Origin of the sequence: Mesorhizobium sp. M0139, from assembly GCF_040322455.1 — a bacterium.
GTDB lineage: Bacteria > Pseudomonadota > Alphaproteobacteria > Rhizobiales > Rhizobiaceae > Mesorhizobium.
This window is the reverse complement of the sequence record NZ_JAMYTN010000003.1, coordinates 254,411-270,639: the sequence shown is the minus strand read 5'-3', so window position 1 is coordinate 270,639 and position 16,229 is coordinate 254,411. Positions and strand designations below refer to the sequence as shown.

General features: G+C 64.0%; 15 protein-coding genes. 7 read left to right on the top strand and 8 right to left on the bottom strand.

Going from position 1 to position 16,229, the window contains the following annotated elements:
- Positions 1–14 precede the first annotated feature (14 nt).
- On the top strand, positions 15–1,160 hold the full coding sequence (locus NKJ58_RS06295; protein WP_352518725.1) for a hypothetical protein: 1,146 nt from the start codon (positions 15–17) through the stop codon (positions 1,158–1,160).
- On the opposite strand, the gene NKJ58_RS06290 is transcribed toward NKJ58_RS06295, so the two are convergent.
- The 7 genes from NKJ58_RS06290 to NKJ58_RS06260 form a co-directional block, all read right to left on the bottom strand.
- Positions 1,155–1,709: a gluconokinase gene (locus NKJ58_RS06290; protein ID WP_352518726.1), complete on the bottom strand. Its 555-nt coding sequence runs from the start codon at positions 1,707–1,709 to the stop codon at positions 1,155–1,157. The genes NKJ58_RS06295 and NKJ58_RS06290 overlap by 6 nt on opposite strands.
- Positions 1,710–1,711: 2 nt before the next feature.
- A complete protein-coding gene (locus tag NKJ58_RS06285) occupies positions 1,712–2,698 on the bottom strand; it encodes an ABC transporter permease (protein ID WP_023673071.1) in 987 nt (328 codons plus the stop codon).
- Complete coding sequence (locus NKJ58_RS06280; RefSeq protein ID WP_023733121.1) at positions 2,695–3,675, bottom strand: ABC transporter permease; 981 nt, start codon at positions 3,673–3,675, stop codon at positions 2,695–2,697. Before NKJ58_RS06280 ends, NKJ58_RS06285 begins: the two co-directional genes overlap by 4 nt.
- Positions 3,672–5,234, bottom strand: a complete 1,563-nt coding sequence (locus tag NKJ58_RS06275; protein ID WP_352518727.1) for a sugar ABC transporter ATP-binding protein — start codon at positions 5,232–5,234, stop codon at positions 3,672–3,674. The genes NKJ58_RS06280 and NKJ58_RS06275 overlap by 4 nt, the downstream gene beginning before the upstream one ends.
- A 94-nt stretch (positions 5,235–5,328) precedes the next feature.
- Positions 5,329–6,453 (bottom strand): sugar ABC transporter substrate-binding protein, encoded by a 1,125-nt coding sequence (locus NKJ58_RS06270; RefSeq protein WP_023673068.1) that lies wholly within the window; start codon positions 6,451–6,453, stop codon positions 5,329–5,331.
- A gap of 325 nt (positions 6,454–6,778) precedes the next feature.
- On the bottom strand, positions 6,779–7,807 hold the full coding sequence (gntR, locus tag NKJ58_RS06265; RefSeq protein ID WP_023712085.1) for an HTH-type transcriptional regulator GntR: 1,029 nt from the start codon (positions 7,805–7,807) through the stop codon (positions 6,779–6,781).
- Positions 7,808–7,966: 159 nt separating this feature from the next.
- A complete protein-coding gene (locus NKJ58_RS06260) occupies positions 7,967–9,139 on the bottom strand; it encodes an MFS transporter (RefSeq protein ID WP_050587434.1) in 1,173 nt (390 codons plus the stop codon).
- Positions 9,140–9,370: 231 nt separating this feature from the next.
- On the opposite strand from NKJ58_RS06260, the gene NKJ58_RS06255 reads away from it, so the two are divergent.
- The 4 genes from NKJ58_RS06255 to mocR all read left to right on the top strand — a co-directional run bounded on the left by NKJ58_RS06255 (position 9,371) and on the right by mocR (position 12,667).
- A complete protein-coding gene (locus NKJ58_RS06255; RefSeq protein WP_023673065.1) occupies positions 9,371–9,658 on the top strand; it encodes a DUF3175 domain-containing protein in 288 nt (95 codons plus the stop codon).
- Between the two features lie 208 nt (positions 9,659–9,866).
- A complete protein-coding gene (gene iolE, locus NKJ58_RS06250; RefSeq protein ID WP_023673064.1) occupies positions 9,867–10,778 on the top strand; it encodes a myo-inosose-2 dehydratase in 912 nt (303 codons plus the stop codon).
- Between the two features lie 214 nt (positions 10,779–10,992).
- Positions 10,993–11,199: a LacI family DNA-binding transcriptional regulator gene (locus tag NKJ58_RS06245; RefSeq protein WP_023673063.1), complete on the top strand. Its 207-nt coding sequence runs from the start codon at positions 10,993–10,995 to the stop codon at positions 11,197–11,199.
- 1 nt (position 11,200) lies between these two features.
- Positions 11,201–12,667, top strand: coding sequence for a rhizopine catabolism transcriptional regulator MocR (gene mocR / locus NKJ58_RS06240; protein ID WP_352518728.1), 1,467 nt, complete (start codon positions 11,201–11,203; stop codon positions 12,665–12,667).
- A 21-nt stretch (positions 12,668–12,688) separates the two neighbouring features.
- Here mocR and NKJ58_RS06235 read toward each other — a convergent pair whose 3' ends face one another.
- On the bottom strand, positions 12,689–13,933 hold the full coding sequence (locus tag NKJ58_RS06235; protein WP_352518729.1) for a DegT/DnrJ/EryC1/StrS family aminotransferase: 1,245 nt from the start codon (positions 13,931–13,933) through the stop codon (positions 12,689–12,691).
- Positions 13,934–14,278: 345 nt separating this feature from the next.
- Here NKJ58_RS06235 and NKJ58_RS06230 point away from each other — a divergent pair, with 345 nt between their 5' ends.
- The gene (locus NKJ58_RS06230) at positions 14,279–15,190 is read left to right on the top strand and encodes a polysaccharide deacetylase family protein (RefSeq protein WP_352518730.1); all 912 of its coding nucleotides are present in this window, start codon (positions 14,279–14,281) and stop codon (positions 15,188–15,190) included.
- A gap of 63 nt (positions 15,191–15,253) precedes the next feature.
- Positions 15,254–16,222: a rhizopine catabolism ABC transporter substrate-binding protein gene (locus NKJ58_RS06225; RefSeq protein ID WP_023687959.1), complete on the top strand. Its 969-nt coding sequence runs from the start codon at positions 15,254–15,256 to the stop codon at positions 16,220–16,222.
- Positions 16,223–16,229: the final 7 nt, after the last annotated feature.

Genomic DNA, 16,229 nt, shown 5'->3' with positions numbered 1-16,229 from the left:
TGGACACCGATCGGATGAGGCTGCCGTGGTTGGGAAAATCCCGGAAAGCCGACCGGACACCATCTTCCGCCGTCATTTATCATACGGAAATCATCGCCGACATCCTGGTGCCCGAACGCGCCGAGCATGTCCGCTTCTTCAGCCGCAAGCAGGTCCGCGCCGGCAAGTTGCGCACCTTCAACAACAGGGATTTCCGCGAGCTGCTGCTGGCCGCCTTCTATCTCGGGGTCGCGGCATTGCTGCCGGTCAATTGGTGGGCCGCGATCTGCAGTCGCATATCGGGGCTGCGCCTCAAGCGCCATATCCGCAAGGATTTCGTGCGCTACGCCGCCGCGACGCGCGCCGTGCTCGGCAATGGCATCGATGCGCAAAGGCAGTTCAGGGCCTTGCTCTGCGCCAACCACCGCCGGCGTTTGCTGCTTGCCGCGCATCTCATCGGCCGCCGCTGGTCACCTGATATCCGGCTGGAGGGCCTGGAAGGCCTGCAAGCGGCGCTGAAGCGCGGCCACGGCGCTATCATCTGGTGCGATCAGTTCACGGCACAGACCATCATCGGCAAACGCGCTCTCCATGAGGCCGGTATCGAGACACACCAGCTCAGCGTCAGGGCTCACGGCATATCCGATTCGACCTTCGGCTTGCGCTTCCTGAACCCGCCGATGGTTCGGGTCGAGAACCGTTTCCTGAAAAGCCGGATCGTGTTCGACCGCAGCGACGCCTACCAGGTCACCGGCCGGATCCAGAAGATCCTTGGCAGCAACGGCGTCGTATTGGTGACCAACACCGTGCATGCCGGCTCGACATTCACCGAAGTCGGCCTTGGCGAGAGCGGCTGGACTCACCTCGCCTCGGCGCCGACGAATTTCGCTGCCAGAGGCAAGGCGGCGCTGTTTTCCATGTCGACCTTCGAGACCGATCCGTTCCGCCAATACCGCGCCGTCCTAAGTCCCGAACTGGTGCCGGCCCCGGCAGAGGCCGGCGAGCGCGCGGCCAGAGCCGGCGCCAAGAACATGGCGCTGCAGGCCGAGTACATATTGCTCAAGCGCGACCGCTTGCTGGAGGCGCTGAAACTCTATCCCGAGCAAATGATGGTCTGGTCCGGCGCCGACCGGTTCACCGAACGACCGGAAACCGCCTTGCCCGACGAGGGTGGTTCATGATTTTGCGCCGGCCAGCAGGCTGGCAACGGCGGTGACGATCTCAGCCACTGGAAGTGTGGCGTCGGCCGTCAGCGCCCGCTCGTCGGCGCCAGGCGGCTCAAGGATGGCGAACTGGCTTTCGACCAGGCTTGCCGGCATGAAATGGCCCTTGCGGTTGGCGACACGCTGCTTGGCGGTTGCGGGATCGATCTTCAGATAGATGAAATCGATATCCCGGCGGAAGCCACGCAGACGATCGCGGTAGCTGCGCTTCAGCGCCGAGCAGGCGGCAACCACGCTTTGGCCGCTGCCGGTCAGGTGGGCGATCCGCTCGCCGATGGCATCGAGCCAGCCCTCACGCAGTTGATCTGTGAGCGGCTCGCCGCTCGCCATGCGGGCGACGTTTTCGGGTGGGTGCAGCCTGTCGCCTTCGACAAAGACGGCCCCTTCCTCTGCTGCCAATGCTTTGCCGACAGCCGATTTTCCGCAGCCGGCGACGCCCATCACCACAATGGCCCGAGGCACTGAGCCGGTAGCGCCCATTGGCGCCTTTGCGGTCTTTTCGTCCATGGTCAGCGGCTTGCCGGCGCGCGGCCGTAGAGCAGGAGCATGGCGACGATGACCAGGCCATAGACGATCTGCCGCCCCGCCTCCGGCATCTGCATGACCGAGAGTATGGACTGCAGGAGGGTGATCAGAATGACACCGGCGACGGTGCCGAGATAGGAGCCGCGGCCACCCAGGATGGAGGTGCCGCCCAGAACCACGGCGGCGATCGACGGCAGGAGATAGGCATCGCCCATCGATTGCGCCGCCTTGGAGGCATAGCCGGCGAGAAGCACTCCGCCAAAGGCGGACAGCCCGCCTGAGATAGCGAAGGCGATCATCACCACGCGCCTTGTATCGATGCCGGAGAGATAGGCGGCACGCTCGCGGTTGCCGATGCCGTAGACGGTGCGGCCGAAGCTGGTGCGGGACAGCACGAACACCATCGCCGCACCAATCAGGGCCCAGATGATGACGGCGTTAGGCACGCCTGGAATGGTAAAACCTGTCGCAAGATAGCGCATGGCGCCGGTGGCCGAATCCTGTGGCGAGTAGCCGCCGGTATAAACGACCATGAGCCCCTGAGCGACAGCGTTGGTTGCGAGCGTGATGATCATCGAGGGTATGCGCAGATAGGCGACGCCAAAGCCGTTGACGATGCCGATCAGCACCCCGCAGAAGATGCCGAACGGGATGGCCAGCGCCACACCGATCGGGCCATAGGCCGCAGCCGCACACGCCATCATCGCGCCCGCCGCCACCGCCCACGGCACCGACAGGTCGATCTGGCCTAGCAGGATGACCAGCATCATGCCTGTGGCGATGACGCCGAGGAACGAGGCCACCTTGAGCTGCTGCAAGAGATATTCAGGCGACAGAAAGCTCCTGGAATAGAGGCTGCCTAGGAACAGCAACAGCACGATGCAGGCGAAGGCCGTCAGCACCGCCGGATCGGCGCGGCGGATGAATTTCGGCATGCGGCCGGCTATGCCGCCCAACGTCGTTTCGCTCACAGGAACCACTCCAGCCGGTTGCGGACCCGAAACAGTGCGAAGGCGCCGAGGCTGACCGCAACCAGCAGGATAACGCCCTGGAACAGTGGCTGCCATAGCGGGTCGAAATCGAACACGAACAACAGGTCGCCGATGGTGCGGAAGGCCAGCGCGCCGAAGATGGCGCCGATGGCGCTGCCTTTGCCGCCGAACAGCGAGACGCCGCCCAGCACCACCGCGGCGATTGAAAACAGCGTATAGGCGTTGCCGCTGGCATAGGCTGCATCGCCCGTATAGGTGAAGAAGGTCAGGAACAGTCCGCCGATCGCGGCCAACAGGCCTGCGAGCGCGTAGGCAGCGAACTTGCCGCGCCTTATCGGCACACCGGACATGTAGGCCGCCGTCTCCGAGGATCCGGCCGCATAGGCCGCGCGCCCGAGCACCGAGCGGCTGAACGGTACCCAGACCACGAGCACGACGGCGAGCAGCACGACCAGGCTCGCCGGCACCACGCCCAACAGGCGTCCGGTCAGCGCGTCGGCGAGACCTTCGTTGACCGAACCGCCGGGAAACGGCCTCAGCAGCAGCGCGATGCCGAAATAGACCGCACCCGTGGCGATCGTGGCGACGATCGGCTGCAGGCGGCCGTAGATGACGATGGCGCCGTTGATCGCCCCGCACAGGAACCCGGTGCCGAGCACGGCGATGACGCCGAAAGCGGTCTCGAGGCCGGTGCCGATGACTAGCCAGGAGGCGAGGCAATTGGTCAGCGTGAAGATCATGCCGACGGAGAGGTCGATGCCGGCGGTGATCACGACCAGTGTCTGGGCCATGGCGACGAAGGCGAGCAGCACGCCCTTGTTGGACGCTGTCTGCACGACATTGGCGGTGAAGCCCGCCGGATGGTTCGAGGTGTAGATGACGAACATGACAATGAATATGCCGAGTGCCATCAGTGTTCCGCGCTGCTCGGCCAGCCAGTAGCGCCACTCTTTCACGCGTCCGCTCCCTGTCTTGCGCCGGCATCGTCTCTCGCGCCGTCATCGCCGTGGATGTTGAGCGCGCTTGCAATGAGCGCCCGCTCGGTGATCTCGGCTCCGACCAGCTCGCGCTTGACCGCGCCGTCATAGAGCACCAGCACGCGGTCGCAGCAGCCGATCAGTTCGTCATAGTCGGTTGAATAGAACAGGATCGCCGCCCCCGCATCCGCCAGCTTGCGCATCAGTTGATAGAGTTCCTGCTTGGTGCCGACATCGATGCCGCGCGTCGGATCGTTGAGCAGGATGATACGCGGCTGGCGCATCAGCCATTTGGCGATGACCACCTTCTGCTGGTTGCCCCCCGACAGCGCACCGACCGGAATGTCGAGGCCGGCCGTCTTGATCGCCAGCAGCCCGACCATGTCGTCGATCAGCCGCTGTTCGGCGGCGCGGTCGATGATGCCGGCCTTGGACAGCCGGTCTAGGGCGGCAAAGGAGAGGTTCTCGCGCACCGTCATCGGCAGCATCAGGCCTTCGGTCTTGCGGTCCTCCGGGATCAGCGCCATGCCGATGCGGTCGTCGCGCGCCGCTTGCGGGCTGGCGATCGAAACCGGCTTGCCGTCGATAAGGATCTGGCCGCCGAGGCCGCGCAGCACACCGAAAAAGGCAAGCAGCAATTCGCGCTGGCCCTGGCCGTCCAGGCCGCCAAGGCCGACGACCTCGCCTGCCCCGACCGTCAGCGAGACATTGTCCAGCCGGTCCGTCCAGGACAGCTTGCGCGCCTCCAGCACGGGAACGGCGGCGGCTGCGGTGCGCGCGGGTTTCGGCGGGAAAATATGGCTGTATTCGCGCCCGATCATCAGTTCGACGACTTCGTTGTCGCTCTTTGTGCCTGCCTTGTAGCTGGCGACATTGCGGCCGTTGCGAAACACCGTGCAGTGGTCGGCAAGCTCGGCGATCTCGTTCATGCGGTGCGAAATGTAAAGCAGCGCCAACCCTTCCGAGCGCAACCGCTTGAGCACGCTGAATATCCTGGCGACGTCCGTCGCGGTCAGCGCCGAGGTCGCCTCGTCGAGGATCAGGATGCGCGGCTTCCTGGCCAATGCCTTGGCGATCTCGACCATCTGTCTTCTTGAAAGCGGAAGATCCTTGACCAGCGCCAATGGATGGATGTCGGCCGCACCTGCGCGTGCCAGCGCATCCTCGGCAATGCGGCGCTGCGCCTTGCGGTCGATCATGCCGAAACGCTTCGGCGGATCGGAGATGACGATGTTGTCGGCAACGCTGAGTTCGGGAACCAGCGACAGCTCCTGGAAGATGCAGACGATGCCGGACTTGTTTGCAGCAGCAGGCGAAGCGAACGTCACCTCGCTGCCGTTCAGCATCATGCGGCCTTCGTCGGGCGCGACGACGCCCGCCATGACCTTGATCAGCGTCGATTTGCCGGCGCCGTTTTCGCCGAGAATGGCGTGGATGCTACCGGACGCGACCGAAAGCTCGGCCTTTTCCAGCGCCCGCACACCACCATAGCGCTTGGATATGCCTTCCATCCGGAAAAGCGGAACCGCACCGTCCATCGGCCCTCCCGAGGCAGTTTGACTTCAAGGGATATCGAGTGGCCGGCGCCGCGGAGATCCCGCGGCGCCGGATATGCCGCCTATTGGTCAGCCCCTATTGGTCAGCTTTGGTCTGGCCCATAATTTCCTGCGCGGTGAAATTGATGCCGCAGGTCGGGAAGGAATTGCCGACGAAGAAATTGTCGGACTGGTCGGGGAAGAAATCCTGACCGGCCTTGAAGTTCGGGTCCTCGACGATCGCCAGCGGCAGCTTCACCGCTTGCGGCACAACGTTGCCTTCGAGCGCGGCAATCGCCGTCTTGATGGCGACCGCGACCTGCGCCGGACCGGTGCCGGCCGATGAGCATTTCAGCCCGTCGCCGGCATGTGCCGCGCAGAACTTGCGGAAACCGTTCTCGGTCTCGCCGCCGAACGGCACGAAAGCATGCTTGGCATCGATCATCGCCTGCACGATGCCGGTGTCGCCGCCTTGCCCGGTGATGCCGTCGAACGGGCCGTTGGTGGCAATGGCGTCGGCCGTGGCTTTCTGCGCCACGCCGTCGTCCCATTTGCCGACCACCTCGGTGACGTCCCATTTCTTGCCGGAGGCATCGAGCGCTTCATGGATGCCGTTGTGACGGTCGGTGTCCACGGAAGTTCCGGCAACGCCGCGCACTTCGAGCACCTTGCCGCCATTCGGCACATGGCCGACCAGCCATTTGCCCCACAATTCGCCAAGGCCCTTCTGGTCGACATTGACGTTGATGGCGTCCTTGGTGTCGAGAATATTGTCGAAGGCGACGAGGATGACGCCAGCTTCCCTGGCGCGCTTGATGACCGGCCCGAAAGCGGTCGGGTTCTGGGCGTTGACGACGATCGCGTCATAGCCGGAATCGATGAAGTTGTTGATCGCCGAAATCTGAGCCGGCACGTCCTCGCCGGTCGAGACGACCTTGAATTCCTTCAGTTTCGCGGCGACCTCCGGCTGGGCCGCATAGGCCTTGGCGGTCTGCACCATCTGGATGCGCCAGGTGTTGGCGATATAGCCATTGGCGAGCGCGATGCGGTATGGGCCGTCTTTCTTGGGGAACTTGAAGAACTGCGTATCGGCCGCCCAGGGCGCAAAGCAATCCGGCTCAGCCGACGGTCCCTTGACAACTTCCGGGTCGGCCATGGCCGACGAACTCAGCATGACGAATGCAGTGGCGGCAACGATGCCACCAACAAGTGACTTGATCATCGATATTCCTCCCAGTTGTAGTTTTGTTTGCTGCTGCTTGTTTATTTGATGCTGTTTGTCGTGGTGTGTTTTCCACGCCTGCCGAAGGCCCTCCAGCCTGGCCGGCGCCACGTCTCAAGGGCCCGAAGCCGGCCCGATCCCCTCCCCCTCGCCGCTTCACAGGCGAGAAACGAAACTAGCATATTATACATAATAAACAAGCATGAGCTGTTGCTTATGTATAATAAACAGGGGCGGCCTTTCATCAAAACGTCTGCCCGACGAAAATGGTAGCGCTACCATGACGTTGTGTAAAGCACCATTTGCTGAGGCAGCCAAAGCGTGTTCAGCGTGCGGTGCTCTCGCGGGGCTTGAGTTCGAAACCGAGATCGACGACCCGCTGCTCAGGCCTTCGTCCTGCGATCGCCGCCAGCGCCATGGCGACAGACCGACGGCCGATTTCATAGCGAGGGGTGCGGATACTGGTGAGCGGCGGGAACGCCGCCTGCATCATTTCGAGGTCGTTGAAGCCGACAATGCCGATTGTTTTCGGCACGTTGAGCGCGGCGCTATGGCATTCGAACAAAACGCCGAGCGCGATGTCGTCATTGTTGCAGAAAACGCCGTCGAGCGCCGGCATCTTGGCCAGCGCATCGCGAAGCAGCTCGCGGCCGAGCGTCACGCTGGACAGTAGCGGAGTGGTGGTGACGAGCCGCGGGTCGAACAGGCCGGCCTTCTCCATTGCCGCGCGATAGCCGGCAAGCCGCCGCTGCGAGCGCGGGTCCATGCGTGCGCCGATGAAGCCGATCCGCCGGCAGCCCGCCTCGATCAGATGCTCGGTCGCGGTGCGGCCGCCGTCGAAATGCGAGAAGCCGACCAGCATGTCGACCGGATCGGGCCCGGTCTCCATCACCTGCACCACCGGGCAGCCCGCGCTCTCCAGCAGCTTTCGCGAGGTCGGCGTCTGGTCGATGCCGGCCACGATCAGCGCCGCCGGGCGCTGCGGTGCGAACACCTGCAGCAGGCGCTCCTCCTCGAGGCCGGAATAATGGGTGTTGCCGAGCTGGACGCGGAACGGGCCGTCCGACAGGCTGTCATAGATGCCGCGCACCACTTCTGCGAAGACGTTGTTGGTCAGCGACGGCACCAGCACGCCGAACACATCGGCGCGCGCCGAGGCCAGTGCCCGTGCATTGGGATCCGGGACATAACCAAGTTCGTCGACAGCGGCCTGGATCTGGCGCCGCAGATCCTGGCTGACGCGTTCCGGTTCGCGCAGCGCCCGCGACACGGTAATGGCGCCGACGCCGGCCTTGCGCGCCACATCTGATAGGGTCGGGCGGCCGCCCCCACGACGCGAGCGCGGCTTGGTCATGGACATCCTCCACGTGCCAGGCCCCGGCCGCTGCGCCCTTGCGAAACCATGTTCAGCTTTTCCACTGCCACCATGCCAACCGGCTGCTGCCGCACCCACTCGCCTGCTGGCGTCGCGCAGCCAATCGCCCTTGTCAAGCAACAGGGCAATCCTGCCTTCCTAAGCCATCAGGGCAGCACTGCGTTTTGCTTTCCACAGCAGCAGCCCGATGGCCACTATGTTCAGCAAGTTCCACGCGATCCCGTTGAGGAACGCGGCGGCGTAAGAGCCGGTCAGGTCGTAGATCCAGCCCGACATCCAGCCACCGATCGCCATGCCGAAGATGGTCGCCATCATGACGATGCCGATACGCTGGCCGGCCTCCCTGGCGGGCAGGTATTCGCGCACGATGATGGCATAGCAAGGCACGATGCCGCCTTGCGACAGGCCGAACACCAGCGACACGACATAGAGCGAGGCAAGCCCATCGAACGGGATGTAAAACAAAAGCGACAGGCATTGCAGCACGGAACCGATAAGCAGGGTTTTCACGCCGCCGATGCGGTCGGCGACAAAGCCGGAGGCGAGCCGGCTGACGACACCCGCCGCCATCATGATCGACAGCATGTCGGCGCCATGCGCAATGCCGTAGCCAAGATCCATGCAATAGGCGACGATGTGCACCTGCGGCATCGACATCGCCACGCAGCAGCCGAGACCGGCAACGATCAGCAGCACCTGTAACGCCGCCGGCGACAGCGAAATCGACTGCACTGGCCGGCTTCCGGGCGAACCGGCGGCAGCCGCCGCCGGAGCAGCGCGCCGCAACAACAGCACCAGTGGCACCATGGTGACCAGGCAGAAGACACCGATGCCGGCATAGGTGAAGCGCCAGCCTTCCGCCTTGATCAGTGTCGGCATGATGGTTGGCCAGAGCGCTCCGGCGAGATAGTTGCCAGCCGCCGCAGCTGTGACGGCGACGCCGCGCCGACGGTTGAACCAGTGCGAGATGTCGGCGATCAGCGGCCCGAAGATCACCGATGTGCCGACACCAATCAGCACGCCCTGGGCAAGGGTGAATTGCAGGATAGAGGTCGACAGCGCGGCGAGCAGCAGGCCGGCGGCGAGAGCCACCGAGGATAGCAGTGCCGGGATCCAATACCCCATGCGATCGACCGCGCGGCCAACCAGCACATTGCCGGCGGCGAAGCCGACCATGGTTGCGGTGTAGGGCATCGATGCCGCGGCGCGGTCAACGCCGAACTCGGCCTGCACGGCCGGCAGCACGACGACGACGGCCCACATGCCGACCGCACCGATCGTCGCCAGCAGCATGGAGATGGCAAGCCGCATCCAGGCGTAGCTGCTGTCGATGCCGGGGCTATCCGCCTGATTGGCGACGATCGGGGTCAAGGCGTTTCCTGTCTACGGTCCTGGGAAGTCGACCGTTGTGTCGCCACTATCGGCGCATTCACCGCGACGGGCAGCGCCACAGGGCCATGATCCGTGGCTCCAGCGGCCCGGCGACTTTCTCGGGAACCGGCGGCGGCCTGCTCGAGTTTTTGCGACAGGAAGGAGTTTGTCATGACCGCGAAAAAGAAATGGTCGGCCGAGGTGACCGAGCACAGCGATGCGATGGACCTCGAGGACCACATCTTCGAAGCCGACGACGCCAGGAAGATCGCGGCCTCGCTCAAGCGCTCGGCCGAGCACAGCGACCGCCGCAAGGCCGAGCCGTTTCAGTCGGCCATGTCGATGCTGAATTTCTACATCAACCGCGCCGGCAAGAACCTGCCGCAGGCGCGCCGGAAAGTGCTCGAGGACGCCAAGGACGAACTGCGCGCGGCCTTCGGAAGGCCGCAGCAGGATTAATGCATGTCGCTCAAAAGTGGCGCCGGTTTTGAGACAACGACATGCAAAGACCTAAGCGCGTCGACTTAGTCCGTTCAAACGGGACGCGCTTTAGCGCTCCCGATTGGCTCTACCAAATTCACCTCAACTGGACCTAGTGACAGGTCCTCTTTCCCCTCAGTTTGCCGGCCTCGGCTTTGTGTTTCCCCGAGCCCTTTGAAGTAGCGGCATGACGGTCAAGATCGGCATCAATCCCATCACCTGGAGCAATGACGATGTTCCCGCACTCGGCGGCGATACGCCGCTCGCGACATGCCTGTCGGAAACCAGGCAGGCCGGCTATCGCGGCACCGAACTCGGCGGCAAATTCCCCAGGCGAAGCGACGAGCTTGGACCGATCCTGTCTTCTTACGGACTGGAACTCGTCTCCGGCTGGTATGACGGCCGCATTCTGGACCGCACGGTCGACGAGGAATTCGCCGCCCTCACCTCGCATCTGACCCTGCTGCGCGACCTCGGCGCCAAGGTCGTCGTCTATGCCGACACCTCGCGCGGCCGTCATGACGGCATTTTCGCGCCGATCTCACAGCGTCCGCGCCTCGCTGACGGCGAATGGACCGCCTATGGCGAGAAGCTGACCGAACTCGCCGACCGCATGGCTGCCTTCGGCGTCGGCATGGCTTTCCATCACCATATGGGCACGATCGTCGAGAGCGATGACGAGGTCGACAGGCTGATGGCCGCAACCGGCAAGAGCGTCGGCCTGCTGTTCGATACCGGCCATTGTCTGTTCTCAGGCGGCGACCCGGCCTCCCTCCTGAACCGGCATCTCGACCGCATCGTGCATTTCCATTGCAAGGACGTCCGCGCGGCCGTGCTGGAGAAGGCACGGCGCGAGGACATGAGTTTCATGGCGGCAGTGATGGAAGGAATCTTCACCGTGCCCGGCGATGGCTCCGTCGATTTCCTGTCGCTGCTGCAGCCTCTGGCCAGCCATGGCTTCGAAGGCTGGATCGTCGTCGAGGCCGAGCAGGATCCGGCCAAGGCACACCCCTTGACCTATGCCACGAAAGGTTACGCTTCGCTTCTCAAAACGGCCTGCGCGGCCGGGTTCGACGTGGCAATACGAGACATGGCCTAACCACCGCCGGGGGGCTGGTGGTTGGGCCGGTTGGGCGCGCGCCTCGGTAGGGGTAGCGACGCGAAAGCGCCCGGCGATCCGCGCCGCCGCCCTCCCTTGGCGGCGCGGATCGCACAGTTCTTGGCATCGAAATTTTTGCCCCCGAGTTGCCGGCCCGGCGTTTCCAGCTTGAGGCTGGGGACGAGGCATGCCTTGATGCAGATGGAGGAGCGACATGGCATTCGAGGCGGCACTCGGCATGGAACGGCTTTGCACCATCCGTGAGATCGCCGAGAAGGCGGAACTCGGCGCGGCAACCGTTCACCGCGCGCTGAAGAACAGCCGCGAGGTCCGTCCCGAAACCAGACGGCTGGTGCTGGAGACTGTCTGCCTGCTTAACGAAGAGAAGATCGCCCGCGCCGCCAGGTTGGTCGGAGACTAGCTTGGCCGACCATATGCGCCTTTCCCTCGACATCATGTCGGTCGACCGCGGCTCGGACGAACCGATGCACCGGCAGATCTACGGCGCCTTGCGGCGCTTCATCCTCGACGGCCAGATCCAGCAGAACACGCTGCTTCCTTCGACACGCTCGCTGGCCGAGGATCTCAAGGTCGGCCGCAACACGGTGATCGCCGCCTACGACCAGCTGCTCGCCGAAGGGTTTATAGAGGCGCGCGCCGGGTCCGGCACCTGGGTGGCGCCGATCCAGCAGAAACGCCCGCCGGCCGCGCTGCGCGCCGGCCTCGCCGCCCCGCAAAAACTCTCGCGGCGCGGTCAGACCATCGTCAACGGCCCGCAGCCGCCACGCAATGCCGGCGTCATCAACTTCCATCCGGGCGTGCCGGAATCGGCATCCTTTCCCTTCACCATCTGGTCGAGCCTTCTGGTGCGCAATGCGCGCAGCCGCGATGAGAATTTGCTCGGCTATATCTCCTTTGCCGGCCATCCCGGCCTGCGCCAGGCCATCGCCTCGACCATAAGCCTGTCGCGCGGCATCAATTGCACCGCCGACCAGGTCATCATCGTCACCGGCGCGCAGGCAGCACTCGACCTCGCTTCGCGCGTGCTGATGGACGAAGGCGACCATGTCTGGATGGAGGAGCCCGGCTATCTCGGCGCCAAGAGCGCCTTTCTCGCCAGCGGCGCGCAGCTTGCGCCCTTGAAGGTCGATCGCCTTGGATGGCATCTCGCAGACCCAGAGCTGCCGCCGCCGCGCCTGATCTATGTGACGCCATCCTGCCAGTGGCCGTTCGGCACCATCATGCGCATCGAGGAACGGCTGCAGCTGCTCGACATCGCCGACCGCCACGGCGCCTGGATCGTCGAGGATGATTATGACGGCGAGTACCGGTACCGTGGCCGGCCGGTACCGGCGCTGCGCGGCCTCGATCACGCCGACCGGGTCGTCTATATCGGCTCCTTCGGCAAGACGCTGATCCCGGCGCTCCGCATCGGCTATCTCATCGTGCCGCGCGAACTGTCGGTCCCCTTCGACCGCGCCGTCTCGATCACCGGCCAGTTCGCGCCGCTGATCCTGCAGGCGACGGTCAACGACTTCATCACGCAAGGCTATTTCGCCACGCATCTGAAGCGTATGCGCCGGCTCTATGCGCGCCGGCAGGCCAATTTCGTAAAACTGTGCCAGGAGCATCTGGCCGAATGGCTGACTGTGACCGAGAACGATTCCGGCATGCAACTGCTGGCCAGTTTTGTCCGACCCTACAAGGACAGTGACGTCGTCGCCGCCGCCGTCAAGGAGGGCCTCGACGTGCAGGGCATCTCGATCAACTACCATTCGAGCGAGCCGGAACACGGCCTGCTGCTCGGCTATGCCGCGATGGACGAACGCCAGATCCTGCGCGCGGTGCTGGCGTTGCGCGCTGCCTTCATGCGGCTGGACCGGCAATAGGCCGATCCAGCGCTGAGCGCTTCAATTCACACTATCGAATTTCTGCAGATCGACGGGCGCTGCCTTGCGCACCTCGACATCGTCCAGCGAGGCATTCTCCAGCGCCACACGGGCCGCCGCATCGATGTTATGGACCATGTCGTCGATGTCGGCGTCGCCATGCGCCGGATTCATCGCGATCATCACCGTGCGGTTGAGGATGTCGAGAGAACCCTTGCCGAGATCGTCGGCATAGGTCAGCCGCAGGCCCTTGTTTTCCGGCAGCGTGTACGGATTGAGCGCCGGATGATGCGCGCCCTCATGCATCAGCACCTGGTCCCACTGAGTGAAATTGTGGCGGCCGGTCTTGCCGGCAATGACGCTCGGAATGGTCTTCGAAAAAGTCTGCGCCGCCTGTTCGCTGGGCAGCAGATACATCACCTGCGCCGCGCAATCGTCGTCGGGGCTGTTCATCGGCGACGGCGTCAGACCGAGATTGCCGAGATGGCGCGTGCCGGCCAGCACCTTCTTCTTCTCCGCCCGCATCGCCTCGATGATGCCGTCGAGACGGTCGAGCTGGACATTGAGCATCGCGCCCATCAATTCCGAGGCGCGCGCGCCGATGCCGGCGAACGGCTTGATGCTGTCGCTGCGGCCCTGCCAGTAGAAGTGGCAGGGGTCGATGGCGCAGCGCGCCCGCTCCGCCACTTTCGGATAGCTGGTGGCGATGCCGCCGCCCTCGCCCGACGTCATGTTCTTGAAGTAGTTGAAGGAGTAGGCGCCGGCATGGCCGATGGAGCCGAGCTTCTTGCCCTCATAGCCGCCGCCAATGCCCTGGCAGACATCTTCCAGCACGAGCAGACCGCGTTTTTTAGCGATGTCCATGATCGCGTTCATGTTGCAGGCCGCACCCCACATATGTACCGGGATGACCGCCTTGGTGCGCGGGCCGATGGCGTCGCGCAGAGCGGCCGGGTCGATGGTCAGGCTCTCGTCGATGTCGACAATGACCGGAATGGCGCCGACCGACAGCACTGCTGTGGCGGTCGCCATATAGGTGTGCGCCGGCACCAGCACCTCATCGCCCGGGCCGATGCCGAGGCCGATCAGGCCGGCGGCGAGCCCATAGGTGCCGCTGGCGGCAAGCGCGAAATGCTCGACGCCGAGATGCCTTGCATAGCGGGCCTCGAAGCGGTTGCACTCGCTGTTCTCGCCATAGCGAAACAGCGCGCCCGAGCGGATCACCCTGGCAATGGCCTCGATCTCTTCTTCGCCGGCGGTGTACATGGCAAGTCTCCACATCGCTTGATGGTGTGAAAGCAGTACGCCTGCGGCCGCCGTTTGAAAGAACCACTCCGCTGCGATCGGACCAAGCCATCCTGCTCACGTCGGAGCGGCGTTTAGCGCCGACTGTGGGCATATCGAATGAAATCGACATTCCAGAATGCAGGCCCGCGGAAAAATCGTACCCATCCGAATTCGTCGAAGTGGCCCTGTCGGAAAGCCCGCGTTGGGCGTTTCATCGCGTCCAGTTGGGCAAACGGTCGGTTCCATGCAGCACGGGACACACTTTGGAAGACCCTCGAAACCGGCGTGCCGGCAAGATGGTGGCCGGCAAAACGGTGGCCGTCCATGACGCGACAGCTCGTCCTGCATGAAGACGATGTCGGCATGTGCCATGGCGCCAACAGCGCCTTCCTCGAACTGACCGCACTGGGCGCCTGCAGCTCCGGCGCCGTGATGGTGCCGTGTCCATGGTTCCCTGAGATGGCCGAAGCGACAGCCGCCGACCCCCGGCTCGATCTCGGCGTCCACCTGACGCTGAACAGCGAAAAGCAGCACTACAAATGGCGGCCGCTGACGTCGCCGTCGCGCGCGGCCGGCCTGACGGACGAGTTCGGCTATTTCTGGCCCGATGTCGCGACCACCCGCCGCAAGGCAGCACCGCAAGCGGTGGAAACCGAGCTTCGCGCCCAGATCGACACCGCCTACCGCGCCGGCATCGACGTCACTCATCTTGACGCCCATATGGGGGCAGCGCTGTCGCCGGAGTTTTGCGACGTCTACATCAAGCTCGGCCTGGAATATCGGCTGCCGGTGCTGTTGACCAAAACGCTGTCGGCCTATTCGCCGAACGACAATCTGGTCGGCGTCACCGAAGCGGCGTTCCAGCGCGGCGTCACTGGAGCCCGCGCCAAAGGCTTTGTCATCTTCGACGCCGCCATTCAGACGACCTGGGGCCGTCCACGCTCCAAGCCGATAGAGCCAGCCTACAAGGCATTGGTCGAAGGGGTCCGTGAAGGCCTGACCTTCTTTTGCCTGCACTTCAACGCGCCGGGCGAGCTCGAACTGATCGAGCCGCGCTCCGCCTATATCCGCACCGAGGAATATGAACTCTTCCGCGACCAGGCTTTTCGCGACTGGCTCGGCGCGCAGGACATCGACATCATCGGCATGAAGCCGTTGCGCGAGGAACTGCGTGCACGGCTCGGGGCATCGACACCGGCAAAGGCCCGCAAAGCGGCCACCCGGTCAGCGCCGTAAGCCGATCCGTCGGCCAACAGCGCAAAGAGGGATTTGGAACTGCAACGACAATGGGAGAATGACATGAAGACTGTTCTGAAACTGGCGCTCGGCGCGCTTGTCTCGATGAGTATGCTGGCGGGCGTCGTGCAGGCCGCGGGCCTGAAGGACCCGAAGGATGTCCGCATCACCTTCGTGGTGCATGGCTCGGCCTCCGATCCCTACTGGTCGGTGGTCAAGCGCGGCGTCGACGATGCGGCGGCGCTCACCGGCGCCAAGGTCGAATATTATGCGCCGCAAGTGTTCGACGTGGTCGAACAGGCCCGCCTGCTCGACGCGGCCATCGCCACCAATCCCGACGGCATCGCCGTCTCCATTGCCGACGCCAATGCGCTTGGTAAATCGGTCAAGGCCGGCCTTGCCGCCAACATTCCGATGGTCGTCCTGGATTCCGGCGAGAAGGAAGGCGCCGAACTCGGCACCTCTCTCTACGTCGGCACAGTCTCCGAATATGATTCCGGCAAGAAGGCGGGCGAGCGGCTGGCCAAGGAAGGCACGCTCAAGGTCGTCTGCATCAACCACGAGGTCGGCAATGTCAGCCTCGACCAGCGCTGCCAGGGGTTGAATGACGGGCTGAAGCCGTCAGGCGGCGGCACCGAGGTGCTTACCGTGTCGCCCGATCCGGCCGACATCCAGCGCCGCACCGAGGCCTATCTGTCGGCGCATCCCGACACCCAGGCCGTCTTCGCGCTCGGCGCCACCGCCGCCAATCCGCTGATCCCGTTCTTCCGGCAGAAGGAACTGTTCGGCAAGATCAAACTCTACACCTTCGACATCAGCCCCGAAGTCCTGGATTCCGTCGTCGCCGGCGAAATGGGCTTCGGCATGGACGCCCAGCAATATCTGATGGGATACCTGCCGGTGATCTATCTGGTCGAGCATGCCACACATGGCTTCTGGCCGCAGAACAACGCCTACACCGGGCCGCTGTTCATCGACTCGCCCGACAAGGCCAAGGCGATCCTGGCGCTCGCCAAGGACGGCATCCGCTAAGGCAAGA

Coding starts and splice junctions, on each gene's coding strand:
- NKJ58_RS06245 (WP_023673063.1), top strand. CDS start 10,993: ATGGCATTCGAGGCGGCACTCGGCATGGAACGGCTTTGCACCATCCGT.
- NKJ58_RS06290 (WP_352518726.1), bottom strand. CDS start 1,709: ATGGACGAAAAGACCGCAAAGGCGCCAATGGGCGCTACCGGCTCAGTG.
- gntR (WP_023712085.1), bottom strand. CDS start 7,807: ATGACCAAGCCGCGCTCGCGTCGTGGGGGCGGCCGCCCGACCCTATCA.
- NKJ58_RS06225 (WP_023687959.1), top strand. CDS start 15,254: ATGAAGACTGTTCTGAAACTGGCGCTCGGCGCGCTTGTCTCGATGAGT.
- NKJ58_RS06255 (WP_023673065.1), top strand. CDS start 9,371: ATGACCGCGAAAAAGAAATGGTCGGCCGAGGTGACCGAGCACAGCGAT.
- NKJ58_RS06230 (WP_352518730.1), top strand. CDS start 14,279: ATGACGCGACAGCTCGTCCTGCATGAAGACGATGTCGGCATGTGCCAT.
- NKJ58_RS06260 (WP_050587434.1), bottom strand. CDS start 9,139: ATGCGGCTTGCCATCTCCATGCTGCTGGCGACGATCGGTGCGGTCGGC.
- NKJ58_RS06270 (WP_023673068.1), bottom strand. CDS start 6,453: ATGATCAAGTCACTTGTTGGTGGCATCGTTGCCGCCACTGCATTCGTC.
- iolE (WP_023673064.1), top strand. CDS start 9,867: ATGACGGTCAAGATCGGCATCAATCCCATCACCTGGAGCAATGACGAT.
- NKJ58_RS06235 (WP_352518729.1), bottom strand. CDS start 13,933: ATGTACACCGCCGGCGAAGAAGAGATCGAGGCCATTGCCAGGGTGATC.
- NKJ58_RS06275 (WP_352518727.1), bottom strand. CDS start 5,234: ATGGACGGTGCGGTTCCGCTTTTCCGGATGGAAGGCATATCCAAGCGC.
- NKJ58_RS06295 (WP_352518725.1), top strand. CDS start 15: ATGAGGCTGCCGTGGTTGGGAAAATCCCGGAAAGCCGACCGGACACCA.